General features: G+C 64.2%; 15 protein-coding genes. 6 read left to right on the forward strand and 9 right to left on the reverse strand.

Features of this window, described 5'->3' with window-relative positions; translation table 11 throughout:
* Positions 1-273: 273 nt before the first annotated feature.
* The 4 genes from L2D01_03720 to L2D01_03735 all read right to left on the reverse strand — a co-directional run bounded on the left by L2D01_03720 (position 274) and on the right by L2D01_03735 (position 4,492).
* On the reverse strand, positions 274-1,395 hold the full coding sequence (locus tag L2D01_03720; protein WBQ10893.1) for a hypothetical protein: 1,122 nt from the start codon (positions 1,393-1,395) through the stop codon (positions 274-276).
* Positions 1,396-1,809: 414 nt separating this feature from the next.
* Positions 1,810-3,099, reverse strand: a complete 1,290-nt coding sequence (locus tag L2D01_03725) for a hypothetical protein (GenBank protein ID WBQ10894.1) — start codon at positions 3,097-3,099, stop codon at positions 1,810-1,812.
* Positions 3,096-3,446, reverse strand: a complete 351-nt coding sequence (locus tag L2D01_03730) for a hypothetical protein (GenBank protein WBQ10895.1) — start codon at positions 3,444-3,446, stop codon at positions 3,096-3,098. The genes L2D01_03725 and L2D01_03730 overlap by 4 nt, the downstream gene beginning before the upstream one ends.
* An 80-nt stretch (positions 3,447-3,526) precedes the next feature.
* Positions 3,527-4,492 (reverse strand): hypothetical protein, encoded by a 966-nt coding sequence (locus tag L2D01_03735; GenBank protein ID WBQ10896.1) that lies wholly within the window; start codon positions 4,490-4,492, stop codon positions 3,527-3,529.
* Between the two features lie 517 nt (positions 4,493-5,009).
* On the opposite strand from L2D01_03735, the gene L2D01_03740 reads away from it, so the two are divergent.
* From L2D01_03740 to L2D01_03765, 6 genes are all read left to right on the forward strand, one after another.
* The gene (locus L2D01_03740; GenBank protein ID WBQ10897.1) at positions 5,010-6,404 is read left to right on the forward strand and encodes a GGDEF domain-containing phosphodiesterase; all 1,395 of its coding nucleotides are present in this window, start codon (positions 5,010-5,012) and stop codon (positions 6,402-6,404) included.
* A gap of 276 nt (positions 6,405-6,680) precedes the next feature.
* A complete protein-coding gene (locus L2D01_03745; protein ID WBQ10898.1) occupies positions 6,681-7,616 on the forward strand; it encodes a YihY/virulence factor BrkB family protein in 936 nt (311 codons plus the stop codon).
* Positions 7,617-7,652: 36 nt separating this feature from the next.
* On the forward strand, positions 7,653-7,919 hold the full coding sequence (locus tag L2D01_03750) for a hypothetical protein (GenBank protein ID WBQ10899.1): 267 nt from the start codon (positions 7,653-7,655) through the stop codon (positions 7,917-7,919).
* A gap of 158 nt (positions 7,920-8,077) precedes the next feature.
* Positions 8,078-8,236 (forward strand): YqaE/Pmp3 family membrane protein, encoded by a 159-nt coding sequence (locus L2D01_03755; protein WBQ10900.1) that lies wholly within the window; start codon positions 8,078-8,080, stop codon positions 8,234-8,236.
* 15 nt (positions 8,237-8,251) lie between these two features.
* Positions 8,252-8,635 carry a DUF4112 domain-containing protein gene (locus L2D01_03760; protein ID WBQ10901.1) on the forward strand — a complete coding sequence of 128 codons (384 nt, stop codon included), beginning with the start codon at positions 8,252-8,254 and terminating at the stop codon, positions 8,633-8,635.
* 2 nt (positions 8,636-8,637) lie between these two features.
* Positions 8,638-8,898, forward strand: a complete 261-nt coding sequence (locus tag L2D01_03765) for a Rho termination factor (protein WBQ10902.1) — start codon at positions 8,638-8,640, stop codon at positions 8,896-8,898.
* Here L2D01_03765 and L2D01_03770 read toward each other — a convergent pair.
* From L2D01_03770 to L2D01_03790, 5 genes are all read right to left on the reverse strand, one after another.
* Positions 8,895-9,674, reverse strand: a complete 780-nt coding sequence (locus tag L2D01_03770; protein ID WBQ10903.1) for a metallophosphoesterase — start codon at positions 9,672-9,674, stop codon at positions 8,895-8,897. The genes L2D01_03765 and L2D01_03770 overlap by 4 nt on opposite strands.
* On the reverse strand, positions 9,671-10,561 hold the full coding sequence (locus tag L2D01_03775; GenBank protein WBQ10904.1) for a hypothetical protein: 891 nt from the start codon (positions 10,559-10,561) through the stop codon (positions 9,671-9,673). Before L2D01_03775 ends, L2D01_03770 begins: the two co-directional genes overlap by 4 nt.
* Positions 10,562-10,647: 86 nt before the next feature.
* Positions 10,648-11,769: an AI-2E family transporter gene (locus tag L2D01_03780; GenBank protein ID WBQ10905.1), complete on the reverse strand. Its 1,122-nt coding sequence runs from the start codon at positions 11,767-11,769 to the stop codon at positions 10,648-10,650.
* Between the two features lie 365 nt (positions 11,770-12,134).
* Positions 12,135-12,473, reverse strand: a complete 339-nt coding sequence (locus L2D01_03785; protein ID WBQ10906.1) for a metalloregulator ArsR/SmtB family transcription factor — start codon at positions 12,471-12,473, stop codon at positions 12,135-12,137.
* Complete coding sequence (locus L2D01_03790; GenBank protein WBQ10907.1) at positions 12,460-12,909, reverse strand: SRPBCC family protein; 450 nt, start codon at positions 12,907-12,909, stop codon at positions 12,460-12,462. Before L2D01_03790 ends, L2D01_03785 begins: the two co-directional genes overlap by 14 nt.
* Positions 12,910-13,003 lie beyond the last annotated feature (94 nt).

The raw sequence follows: 13,003 nt of genomic DNA on the forward strand, positions 1-13,003 counted from the left end.
AGTTTGCAATGGTTGGATATTAATCATTTATAATATTATAATAATATTTTTCAATTAATTATGTTCTTAATGCGGCTTTAATGATAACGGGCGGGATTGCCAGAATTAATCGTCGTGGTGCGGGCGCTCAATAGGTGAGTGTTTTTGGCACAGCCCCTTGAGCCGGATGCGCGCGCCTGCACGCGCGCGCTGCACCGCAGGGCGGCAAGAGCGCAATCCAGAAACCGGGCACCGGTCTTCGGACAAGCGGCGCTCCGGATCAAATGCTCAAAGCTAAACCTTCACCTCGTCCTCGGGCAGGCTTGCGGCCAGCGAGTTGAGGATTTCGAGGGCTTTTTCTGATGGTAGCAGGCTCCAGTTGACGCCGCGCATGGCATAGGCCCAGAAGTCCGTGCAGTGATTGATGATGCTGGCGTTCTCGCCGACCTGGACGAACATGGACTGGGCGTTCCTGAGGAAGTTTCCCAGATGCCTTGGATCGCGGTCTTCGGTGAGTTTGCGGATCACCTCTTGATAGCCCATCAAAGCCTCAGCCAGCGCGATCATCGAATGATTAAGGGTGCGCACGATGTGGTGTGAGCGCAGGCGAACCGTGCGCATGATATCGGGACCCCGGTCGATGGGCTTGATCTGGGACAGGGTGGACACGATGTCGGAGAAAAAGCCGGAGGATTCCTCCAGCTTCCACTGATAGTACAATATGCCCTTCCAGGCGAAGATGGCTTCCTGGAAATCGCCCTTGCTCATGCTCATCGCCTCGCGCAGCGGGTCGAGCCGCTTGTCGTCACGGCTGGCCAGGAAAGCGCTGGCAAGCCGTGACGACGCTTCGGCTGCTCCTTCTGGCAGGGCCAGGGCGGTGATCTGGGAGAGAGATTTGGCGACCATTTCGCGCAATTCCCTCAGGTCGCGATCGGAAAGGTCGACCAGACCCACCGGCAGCTCGATGCCGTCAAATCGCGCGCGCTCGGAGATCAGGAACGGATCGAAGGAGGGAATGTCATTGAGGATGAACAGAAGTTTCTCATCGCGGGCATAGGCATCGTCTATTGAGCTCAGTCCGATAAACTTCGTTATTTTCTCTGTAAAATAGCGCTCGTCCACGAAAATCGATGCGCCGCCCTGGTTAAGATCAGATGCCGCAAAAGGAAACACCAGTTTGGTTGATGAGCCATTCTGATGATCAAAAATATCGCGCTCATAGGCGCGGATCGAGTGCTTTATGATGAAGGCGCGGTTGAGCATGCGTGTCTGGAAAATGCCTGCGGACGCAGATGGATTCTGGCCAGTCTCCTGGAAGCGCTCGATCAGGCGCGGAATATCCAGAATGCGGCTGGTCGAGCCATACAGACGCGCATGCAACAGGGACCGGACGCCGGGATTGCGAAAGCCACTCATTGAAACCATGCCTCCCGGCCAAGGCGGGACTGTGACGCCTGCACTGTCGTCAAGCCAACGGGGCGGATGCGGGCGCACGGCTGCGGCCTTCGGGCCGGGCACCGGGTGTCTGCCGAGGTTCGCAGAGGGTGTGCGCAGGATAAGCGCGGGTTGCGCCGCGTGCACTCAGGGCAGCGGCTAGAGAGTGCAGGTGCATTCATGGCTGACACTTGAAGATGATGGCTGCGGACCTGTCACCGTCGGGCGGCGCGCCCGGGTTCAGTCATCATGCCGCATGAATCTTTCAGAACCCTCACCACCCCGCGGCCCGGGCGCTGGCGCGGTGCCGCTGCAAGTCGGGCGCGCCTCTTGGTCCGGAAGGCACCGGGTCCTGCCTTGCCGCGCGTCGGCCGGTTGCGGATAGGCGGGCGCTGGTCAGCGCGATACCGCCAGCCTGTACGGGCGGCAATACTGATCGCGGGCCGATAGCTGCTCACACAACTCGCGCGCGGCGTGCTCATCGGGCAACGGGCCTGCAATCAGGCGGAAGAACTGCCCCTGGGAACTGGCACCGCGTAATTCCACCTCGTCTACCCCGGGGCTCAAACCCGCAAGCAAGGGCCCATACGCCTGCATCAGGGCGGCCCAGCCCGCGCCCATCTGCTCACGGCGGCGATAGGATTCCAGGTGCACCGAATAGAGATGGGTCGCTGGTGCCGCCGGGGCAGGTGTCTGCGCGTTCACCGCAGCCGTGGGCTGGGCTTCGGCCGGAGTTTGGGCCGGCGGCGCGCTGACTGGTGGGGCGGCCTGGGCGGTCATGGCCTGGGCGTCTGCGCCGCGCCGCTCGAACGTGCCGCTGGCGGCGATGGCGCGGGCGACCTCTTCACCCAGACAGTCGACCGGATCGAGATTGTAGAGAGCGGCCACGAACTCGAACACGGCGCGATCAATCATGCTCCTGACTGCGGTCTGGACGGGCTCAAGGGAGCGGCCGCCGGCATTGATGTCGATCACGCCCCCGGTGAGGAACTGGAAGACGCCGCTCTCCACCTCCCGGCCAACAATCTGTTTTCGGAAGGCGCGCACGGACAGCACATCACTTGAGCGCACGTCGATAAGCCGCAGATCTATGCCGACATCGATAACGAAGTTATTGACCCCAAGGGCTCCTGCGCCGCCCGCGGCGGAATCGCTACCCACAAAAACGTTCGCGCCCCGCGAGCGGATATTGGGGTTGAACTCGGTCAAACCGCCCACGATGTAGAGGTCAGCGCCCTGCATCTGCCCGAGTTGAACCTCACGCAACTGTGTCTCGCTGTCCCGGACAAGCCCGCTCTGGGTGTATCCTAGCTCGGCTTGAATCACGCCCATATCGAAGCGTTCTACGACCCTCATGCCGGCGTCCGCGAGCGCGGTCATGGCCATCAGGGCGGCGCCCTGGGTCAGCCGGCGCCCGGAAAAATAGTCGTTCGCTCCCGTGAAATCCGTGATGTGACCGACCGCGATGCGCGGGGGCGGGAAGGCTTGCGTGCGGGCATGGACCGCAAGGCACTGCAGGGCATCGGTGTATTGCGTCTCAAGCACAACTTCCGCCGGCCCCCGCAGTGGCTGGACAGGCTCAGACATACCAGATGTGGCGCAGGCCGACAGGCTCAATGCTGCGAGCGCTGAACCGAATGCCGATTTGGCGCGTCGCGTTGAGCTGCGAATGTTCATCTTGGTCATTCCCTTGCATCCGACGGGTCCCATTTAGGACAAAAAGCTTTCCATTGCGTGTTGAAGCGGGGCGGGCGGCTGAAGCCGTGCCTTTGCTGCTCGATCAGCTGATGTGTCAGCTCATGCGGGATCAGGCTGATGCTGTACTGTGCGCCCATGACGATGACGCCGCTCTCTTCAATCTCCATCTGAGCCAGCTCGATCTCGGATCGAATGCAGCGGCAGGCGACATATTTGAGCAACGGCGCACCCTCGCGGGCTTCAGCGAGCAAACGGACCACCCCCGCACACGCTGGCAGGTCCCCGAACCAGGCGTGGTGGCAGGTGAAAACCTCTGACCTTTTCAGCGAGATCACAGCCCGTCTCCGCATCCGATTGTCAGGTTTGGGGAAAGCCGGGCGACGGACTTGATGCGCCGCCCGGTTTCCGGTTCCGCTTAGCGCGGCAGGTTGTTGATGCTCACCGAGTTGCCGATGGCCGCGGTGGTCAGCGACACGGCTCCGGTCACATCGCCCAGCTGGATATTGGCGGTGGCGCCGGTATAGGCGTTGTTCATCTGCTGGCTGTTGATGTTCAGCGAGGCGGTTTCCGGCAGGGTAGACACGCTCAGCGAGTTGGAGATCGCCGCCGTGGTCGAGCTGAAATCGCCGTTGATGTCGCCCACGTTCACATTCGACCAGGCCTGCGGGTCATAATTGGCCCACTGGGTGTTGGTCAGGCTGAACTGGGATGAATCGCCGATATCATAGGACGCCGAGTTGGCGATGGCGGCGGAGGTGAAGTTCACCGAGCCGGTGACATTGTTAAGGTCGGCGTTCAGGAAGGACTGAACATCGCCGTGGAAGTGCTGGAAGTTGGTGGCCTCCATATTGCCGCTCCCGGTGACCGAGAGCGAGTTGGCGATGGACGCCACCGTGCCGTCGATGGCTACATCGCTGGCGTCGGGGGCCTGGATGTCGGAGGCGTCAATGGTCAGGTCGGAATGGAACTGACGGTTCCACACCGCGCGCTGGTCGTTGTTGACGGTGCTCAGGCCCGAGGCGCCCAGGGCATCGACCTCGATGGACGCCGAGTTGCCGATGGTGGCCACCGTGGCGTTAAGCCCGCCCAGAGCGTCATGAGCGTTGATATAGGCACTGGCCGAGGCGTTGTTGTCGGCGCGCTGGACATTGTTCAGCGTGGTCACACCACCCAGCTCGGCGCTGAACGAGTTGCTGATCGCCGCCGAGGTCAGGCTCACCGACTCGCTCACCGAGTTGATGTCGGCATTGAGCTGCGCGCGCGTCTGGGCCCAGTTGTTCTGGTTGTTGCGCACATTGTTGGTCTGGGCTTCCGCAGTGGCGGCGAGACCCAGCATGGACACCGAAGCCAGAAGGCCCGCGGTCATCATCTGACGATACATGGTTGTCTCCTCTTGTTCGTCACGCCGCCGGACATGGCGGACAGAGGAGACGTCGCAATTTGAAAGCCAAATATTGGCTCAACGTAATTAATTATTAAATAAAAGTAAATGCTTACACAAAGGAAAACCGAGCGTAAATTGGCAATTAGTCTTACTGCGCGGCCGGACTTTTCAGCTGCGATCTGGCACATGCCCGCCTGCCGTGTATCGTTTTGCGACAATCGCCTGCCGGCCACCCAAGCCCGTTTGCGGTCCTGACGCCTGCCTGATGTCAGGGCGGACTTGCGAGGGTGATCGCGCAGGCGAGGCAAGCCGTCGATACTGTCAGGCACGCGCGAACTGGCAGGCGGCGCGAAACTCTGCAGGAGCGCACATTCGCTGCCGGTCGCTCACGCTTGCTTTGGAAATAGCTTCCCTACTCAGAGAGGGTTGGGTGCATGTTCCTCTCCCTCCGCCATACACCCGTCGCTTTATTAGCGGATCGGGTTGGCTTTCAAGCCATTCCCTTCATGGCCGGATGGGGTACACGCGCTTTCGCGCCGAGCGCGCCCGCAAGCAATCGCTGGCGGCGGCGCTCTACAATGACGCAGAAACCCAGCTGCCGTCGCGCACCGCCCTTGAGCGCGCCGTCGAGCAGCTCGAGGCCGAAGGCCGGCCCAGCTATGTGCTGGCCATCGAGGTGAACCGCCACGAGCACCTGCGCGCCGCCCTTGGCTTCGCCGCGTTTGCGACGCTTCTGCGATCACTCGCCGAACACCTGCGCAAGGAGTACATACCCGGTCATGTCGGCATCATCGCGCCGGGTGTTCTGGGCGTGCTGCTCGACGCCGACGCGATTCACGACGCGAACGACGATGCCGGCGGCGACACGCTGGGGGCGCTGGTCGAACGGCTCAGAACCCGCCTGGCCGCGCCGGTGCGGGTCGGCGAGATCGATGTGGATGTCACGACGACCTGTGGTGCGGCGCTTCACAGCCTGGACAAGCACGAAGAGTCCGCCTTCCGCCGCGCTGTGATTGCCCTGGACCAGGCTCAGACGGCGCGCCGGCCCTTCGCCATGTATGATCCGATCCTCTTCGGCGATCCGGCGCAGAACCTCACCTTGATGAGCCGCCTGCACTCGGCGATCTCGAGCGGGGATGTGACGCTGCATTACCAGCCCAAGCTCAATCTGCGCACAGGCCGCTATGACAGCGCCGAGGCGCTGATGCGCTGGACCGACCCCGAGCGCGGCTATGTTCCGCCGGACGCCTATATTCCGTTCGCCGAGCAGACAGGCCATATCCGCGAGCTGACCGAATGGTCCCTGATGCGCGCGCTGGTCGATCAGATGGCGCTGAGCAAGGCCGGCTTTCCAATGTCGATTGCGGTCAATATCTCCAGCGTTCTGTGCACGGACGATGATTTTGTCGCCAAGGCGGTCAGGTTTGCGGGCCAGTCCTCCTCCGGCCTGATCTACGAAGTGACCGAAAGCGCGGTGATGCACGATATCGATAAGGCGATCCGCTCGCTTGAGCTCTGGTCCAAGGCCGGCGCCAAGGTGGCGATTGACGATTACGGCACGGGCCAGTCCTCGCTGGTTTATCTGAAACGCCTGCCGGTGCAGGAGCTGAAGCTGGACCGGGCTTTCGTCAAGGATGTGGCCAATAGCAGCAAGGACCGCACGCTGGTCCGGTCCACGGTCGACCTGGCGCATAATCTGGGGCTGCGCCTGACGGCCGAAGGGGTCGAAGACAACCAGACGCTCAATGTCCTCAAACTGCTCGGCTGCGACAGCGCGCAGGGCTTTGGCCTGTGCCGTCCGATCAGTCTCATCGACCTGGTCGGCTTCCTGCAGCGCCAGGATGAAGAGATGGCCGCGCCGCAAGCCCCGGACGCCGATGTGTCCCGCCAGGCCGGACGAGCTGAATAATCCGCGTCCCGCCTGGCCGGGCCCGGCCCGCGCAGATTTGCATCAGGGCCCCGGGCGATAGTAGGAACAGACCGGCCTGCGCAGGCGTTTGCCTGTCATAGCCGTTGACGGAGCCCTGTCCTGACCCGCCGCCAACCTCCGCCGTACCTGCGCAAGACGCCAGGTACGCTGGCCTCACGCATCGCCAGCTCCCGCCCGCGCTGCAGACTGTTGCACCCGGACCGGAAACAGGCCCGCCAAACAGGGCGCGGGCGCGATGCAGCGGCGCCAACAGACATGCCTGTGCGCGGATGGCGGGATATTCTGCAGCGGGCAGGGGAGAATTTTCTGGGCCACCGGCTGATGCTGATCGCGGCGGGTCTGACCTTCTTCGCGCTTCTGGGCATTTTCCCGGCGCTGGCCGCCATTGTCTCGGTATACGGACTGTTCACAGACCCGGCCAGCATTGCAGAGCAGATCTCCTTGCTTGAGGGGTTCCTGCCGGGCGGCGCCCTTGACATGCTCTCCTCCCAGATGACCGCCATCGCCTCGCGCAGCGACGGGGCGCTGACACTCGGACTGGCGACGGGTCTTGCGATCGCCCTGTGGACGGCCAATGCCGGGATGCGCAATCTCTTCAACGCCCTGAACATCGTCTACGAGGAAAAGGAAACACGCGGCATCATCCGCATGACCCTCGTGTCGCTCGCCTTCACCGTCTGCTTGCTGATGTTCGCCGGAATCGTCATTGCGCTGATCATCATCCTGCCCATCATTCTGGGATTCCTCGGTCTGGGCGCGTGGGAAGGCTGGCTCTTGCTGGCGCGATGGCCCGCACTCTTCGTGATCTTGGCGCTGGGCCTGTCCATCGCCTACCGCTGGGGGCCGAGCCGGCGCCGGGCGCGCTGGCGCTGGGTGACGCCGGGCGGGTTTCTGGCCACGCTTTTGTGGATGATCGCAGCGTTCAGCGTGTCCTGGTATGTCGAAAATTTTGGCCGGTATGATGTCACTTATGGATCGTTCGGGGCCGGCATCGGCCTCATGATCTGGCTGTGGATTTCATCCATCATCGTCCTGCTGGGCGCCCAGCTGAACGCCGAGCTGGAGCACCAGACGGCCCGCGATTCCACCGCGCCCCCTGACCGCCCCATGGGACGGCGGGGCGCGACCATGGCCGACACCATCGGCCGCGCCACCGGCAAGACCGGAACCGGCGGCGCCGGGGCGGGTTGAGTCCGCTGGATATCAGCGCAGCCGCCATGACTTGCCATGTCAGTTTTCATCAAGACGCTCGCCATTATCATCATGCTGACGGGGCTGGCTCTGTCATGGACCCCCATTCCGTTCGGGATTGTGTTGATCGCTCTGGGCGCCGCGATGATCGTGACGGCGTCGCAAAGCACCAGGCACTGGCTTCACCGGCGGCGTGTCAAGAATCCAAAGCTTGATCGGTGGCTGTGCGCGATAGAAGACAAGGCGCCCGATTGCATCGCCCGCCCGTTGCGCGAGACAGACGCGGGGAGCCGGGACCGCTGAGGCGCGCCGCCTGACCGCCGGTTTCGAGCCCGGTCCCGGGTCCGGATCGCACCCGCCGGGCGCCGCCTTCGGCAGGCAGTGGCGGAACTGCCCCGCCGGCCAGACGTTAGTCCTGCGCGAAGGCGCGCACCGCGCCGCCACGCCAAAGAGGAATTTTCATGGATATTGTCCGCATCATCGCCGCCATTCTGTTGCCGCCGCTGGGCGTGTTCCTGCAGGTCGGCATCGGCGTTCAGTTCTGGATCAACATTCTGCTGACGCTGCTGGGCTATATCCCCGGCATCGTGCATGCGGTCTGGATCATCGCGCGGCGCTAGGCTCCTATGGAACACATGCGGGCGCTGGAGCGGCTGGAGCAGCTGGCGCGGCTGATGGACAGCCGGTTCCGCATTCCGGGCACCGGCATCCGCTTCGGGCTCGATCCCATTCTTGGCCTCGTGCCCGGCCTTGGTGACGCGGCCGCCGCGCTGCCCGCGCTGTACATTCTGTTCGAGGCCCGCCGCATGGGCGTTCCGGTGTCGCTGCGGATACGGATGATCGTCAATATCGCCATCGATTTTCTGATCGGAGCGATCCCGTTGGTGGGCGACCTTTTTGACGTCGGCTTCAAGGCCAATAACCGCAATGTGGCGCTGCTCCGCCGCCACCTCGAACGGCGCGCCATGGCTGCTCCGCCCGTGCGCCCGGCGTCTGATCACGCTGACGAAGGAGGCTGACCATGGCTGGCAAGGAACGCAATTCCATCAAGGACGAAGCGACTTACAAAGCCTTGCGCGAGGACGGCGCGAGCAAAGAGAAGGCCGCGCGCATCGCCAACGCCCGGGCGGCCGGCGGCGAGCCGTCGATAAAGGGCGGTCAGGCCTCCCCCTATGAAGACTGGTCCAAGGATGCGCTCTATGACCGCGCCAAAGAGATCGGCATTGACGGACGCTCCGGCATGACCAAGGCCGAGCTGATCCACGCCCTGCGCCATCACTAGCGTGTTCGTGGAAGAACCTGCTCGCGGGCGGGATGAAACCGGCCGGCCTGATCCGCTTCGTAGTGGACCAGGCGGATTGTATCAGCCTCAAGGACAATCTCGTTGAACCCCGCCGGTTCAATCCGGGTGCGCCCGGAAAAGGCGGTGGAGGCGCCCACAAACCAGCAATTGCTTCCGTCATGCTCAATCGGGACGGCGAATGTGCGGTGCAGATGCCCCGTCAGCACGAGGCTGCAATGGCGCGCTAGTTCGGTCGCCGTTTCCGGCCCGCGGCGGGTGCGCCCGCGGCCTGACTCCTCCGGTGTGATCAGCGGGTGATGACAGGCGGCGATGCGGATCGCGCCGTCCTGCGGATCGAACCGGTCGACCAGCGCTTTCACGTCACGATGCGCCACGCGCCCCAGCGACCAGTCCAGGCGCGATTGTGCGCGCCGCGCCGTGTGCAGGGTCTCCACATGGAAAGCGTCCGTCTTCAGACGCGGCGAGACGACCGGCCCCACCAGGCGGTGAAAGCGCTGCCAGGGCGTCATGAAGCGGTGATCGAGCGCGTAGACCGGCACATCGTGATTGCCCGGCGCGCCGACAACAGGGACATTGAGGGACTCAAAGAAGCCGCGCGCCTTGTCGAACTCGACGCGGCGCCCGGCCTGGGTGAAGTCGCCTGTGGCGATTACCGCGTCGGGCGGATCAGCCTGGCAGTATTCCCTCAGGGAATCGACCAGAGGCTGGCTTTCGTCGCCGAAATGCAAATCGGCCATGTGCAGGAGACGGGTCATACCTTGGGGGACATGACACACAGGCCATCTTCGATCAACTCGAACACCACCGGCGCCCGGGCGTGGATCGGCTCGCCGTCCACGATGAGCGGGATGCGCCGCTTGGCGTGGGCTTCGATCCTCATCGCGCTGGTGCGCCAGGCGCGGGGCTGGTTTTCAAAATCATTGAAGGCGGCCCGCGCCACCATGACCGTCATGTCGATCACGCCGAACGGCCGCCCGGCATAGATCTCCAGCATCGGCTCAAACTCCGACTGGCCGTCGCGCGCATGGGCGTCGCCCATGCGCCCCACCGAAATATAGGCCGCCTTGGCCGGGCGGTATTGCGTTTCATCATTGATCAGAAAGCCGATATAGCGCGTGGACAGGGTGCGCATCCCCGCCTGCACCTGGCGCCAGATGGCGGTCAGGCGGCCATCATGGGGCGGCTCGCGCAGCAGTTCGCGCGCGCGGGCGAAGGCGGGCGTGATGCCGACGGCGGCAGCGATCATGAAGACACGGCCATCCACGCGGCCAAACGGAATCCGGCGCGGCGTCCAGTCCGCCGATGCGGCGACGACCGAGGCCATGTCCGCCTCGCCGCACAGCCGCCGGGCGAGCAGATTGGCGGTGCCGGCGGGCAGCACAAGCAGAGGCGGTGGATCATCGAGGGCGCACAGCGCCGTGGCGAGAGCCGCGACCGAGCCGTCGCCTGCGGCAATGGCCAGGTAGTCGTGATTTGCCTTGATTGCGATCTCGATTCCCGCCCCGACATCGCCGGTGATGTCAGCGGCGGTGACCGGGGACCAGCCCGCGCTTTCAAGCCCCGTCACGACCTCTTCGATCGTGAGGCCGCGGGTGAACGCGCCTGCATTCCGGTTCACAAGAAGGTGCAGCGCGCGCGCCATGGTCACTCCGTCAGCCTGAGGCATAGCCTGAACAACGCGCCGGGGCGCCATTGGTTGCCGTGACCACTCAGTGGGATAGTGCAGGCTTATGGCCGATCAGGCAGCTCGACGCTATGTCCAAGCGCGTCGGTCACGTAGAGCTTTTTGACAAGTACGAAGACCACCACCGTCAGCGGCGCGGCCACGATCACGCCCACGCCGCCGAACACTGCGCCGAACAAAAACACGTTCAGCAACAGCAGGGCGGGCGGGATATGCACGGTGCGGCGCTCGACCATCGGCATGATCATGTTGGATTCAACCTGCTGCACCACCAGGATCAGCCCTGCGGCCCACAGCAATGCCGCGCCGCCTTCTGTCGCGGCGAGGGCGAGCGCCGGCGCCGCGCCCACAACGGGTCCGATCATGGGCACAAAGGCGGCGAGCCCGGCGAACAGGCCCAGCGCAATGGGCGCCGGCAGGCCGATGGCCCAGGCGCCCAGACCGATCAGCATCCCGACAATGGTCATGGAGATGACCTGACCCTGCACCCACCGGAACAGGCCGATGCCGCTGAGTTCAAGCGCGTCTTCGACCCGGTCCTGCTGGCCCTTGGGAAACATCAGCGCCGTCCCGCGCTGATAGAGGCCGGGTTCGGAGGCCAGAAAATAGCCCGCCACGATCACCAGGACGAGCAGGGCCAGCGCGCCCGCCGCGCCGATACCCCATGAGGTCGCATTGATTGCCCAATCGATATAGGGCTCAAGCGCTACCCCTCCGCTGTTTCCCCCGTTCTGGCCCGATCCGTCATCGCCACCGCCGCCGCCGGACGCATCAAGGCCGATCCAGCCGCGGATCGTCGGCTCGGCGTTGCGCAAGGCCGAGCCGAGCTCGCCGAACTGCTCTGAGATGCGCGATCCGACCAGCCAGCCGATCAATCCCATGGCCAGGGCGATGGCGAGCGCGCCAGCGGCCAGCGCCCAGCGCCGGGGCAGGCGGGCCCAGTTCTCGAACGGCCAGGCGGCGGCGTGGAAGATGACCGCGACCACCACGGCAGCGAAGGTGAGCATCAAGGCCTGGCGCCCTTGCCACGCCAGGAACAGGAGCGCGATGGCGCCAGCGACCACCGCGACCCGGATCACGAATGGCTGCAATCCGGCTGCCCTCGCGCCGCCGGACGGCGCATGCCCCGCAGCCATATCGCCTCGGCTCTCGGGTGCGTCCTTCATCCATGAACTCTCTGGCGTTGCCTGCTCGGCGCGGCGGTCGTGGCGCGCCTCGAATGTCCAACGCCGCGCGCCGCCAGTGCGTTCCGGCCGGACTCACCGCCAGACCGATCCGGGCCGGTCAGATCGATCCAGTTCAGTCCGAACCGGTCGAGATATTTGCGCAAACGGTCAGCATTGTTGGCGCCCTGCTTCCTCGAGCGCGAGGCGGCGCACAGGGCGCTGCCGCTGGCGCTCATGGATGCGCTGGTCCGGCAGACCCGGATCACCTCGGCCAGCTGCACGCGGTCGAACCCGCCTCGACAGTCGCGCTCGTCTGACTGGCTTGGCGGCCATAGATCCTGTTGCGGTTCTGCAATCGCCGCCCCTCAGGGCTTCTCCTCGATATGGGCCGCCAGGCGCGCCAGCGTGTCGTCCCAGGCCGCCGAGATGTCTGACAGCCAGGCCGCCGCCGGGTCCAGCGCCTCGCGCCGCACAGACAGGCGCAGCTCGCGGCCCTGTTTCTGGGCGCTTACCAGACCGGCCTCGCTGAGCACGCCGACATGGCGGCTGACCGCCTGGCGGCTGATCGGGGCGCCGCGCGCCAGATCGGTGAGCGACAGGCTGCCCTCGCGCGCCAGACGCCCGATAATGGCCGCCCGCGTGGGATCGCCCAGCGCCGCGAACAGGGGCGCGACAGCGCCGGATCGGGGGTCAGCGCGCAACATGGTCAGCAATATTGGTCATCTGCACCCCCCAGCCATCCTCATTGCGCCGCCACGCCGTCATGCGGTGATCACCGGGCAGTCCGGCGAATCCGCTTTCGGTGAGCGTCAGCTGCGTGCCCGCGCCGGACGGCGCAAGGGCGATCTCCACCGTCAGCATCGCATCGCTCTCCGGATCGTCGGGAAAGTCTGCAGGATAGAAGGCCGGCCACTCCCAGACCAGACGCCGCAAAGGCTCCATCGTGATGATGCGCATGTCCCAATGCATATGCTCCGTACCCGGATAGAGGCCGCGGCAACGGACCGTGGCGCCCTCACGCATCTCGCCGGTCACCTCGGCGCGGAACCACTGGCCGAACTCGGCAGCATCGCTCAAAGCGCGCCATACGCGCTCAGGCGGGGCGGCCAGGTGAATCTGCTTGATGATCGAATCGTCCATGAACGCCTCCATTATGCAACAAATAAGTTGCATGTTGGCGGGCCGGTGCGAAAAGCGCAACATAAATGTTGCGGGCTGGCGAAAAAGCCGCCTC

The sequence above is a fragment of the Hyphomonadaceae bacterium ML37 genome (assembly GCA_027627685.1).
Classification (GTDB): Bacteria; Pseudomonadota; Alphaproteobacteria; order Caulobacterales; family Maricaulaceae; genus Oceanicaulis.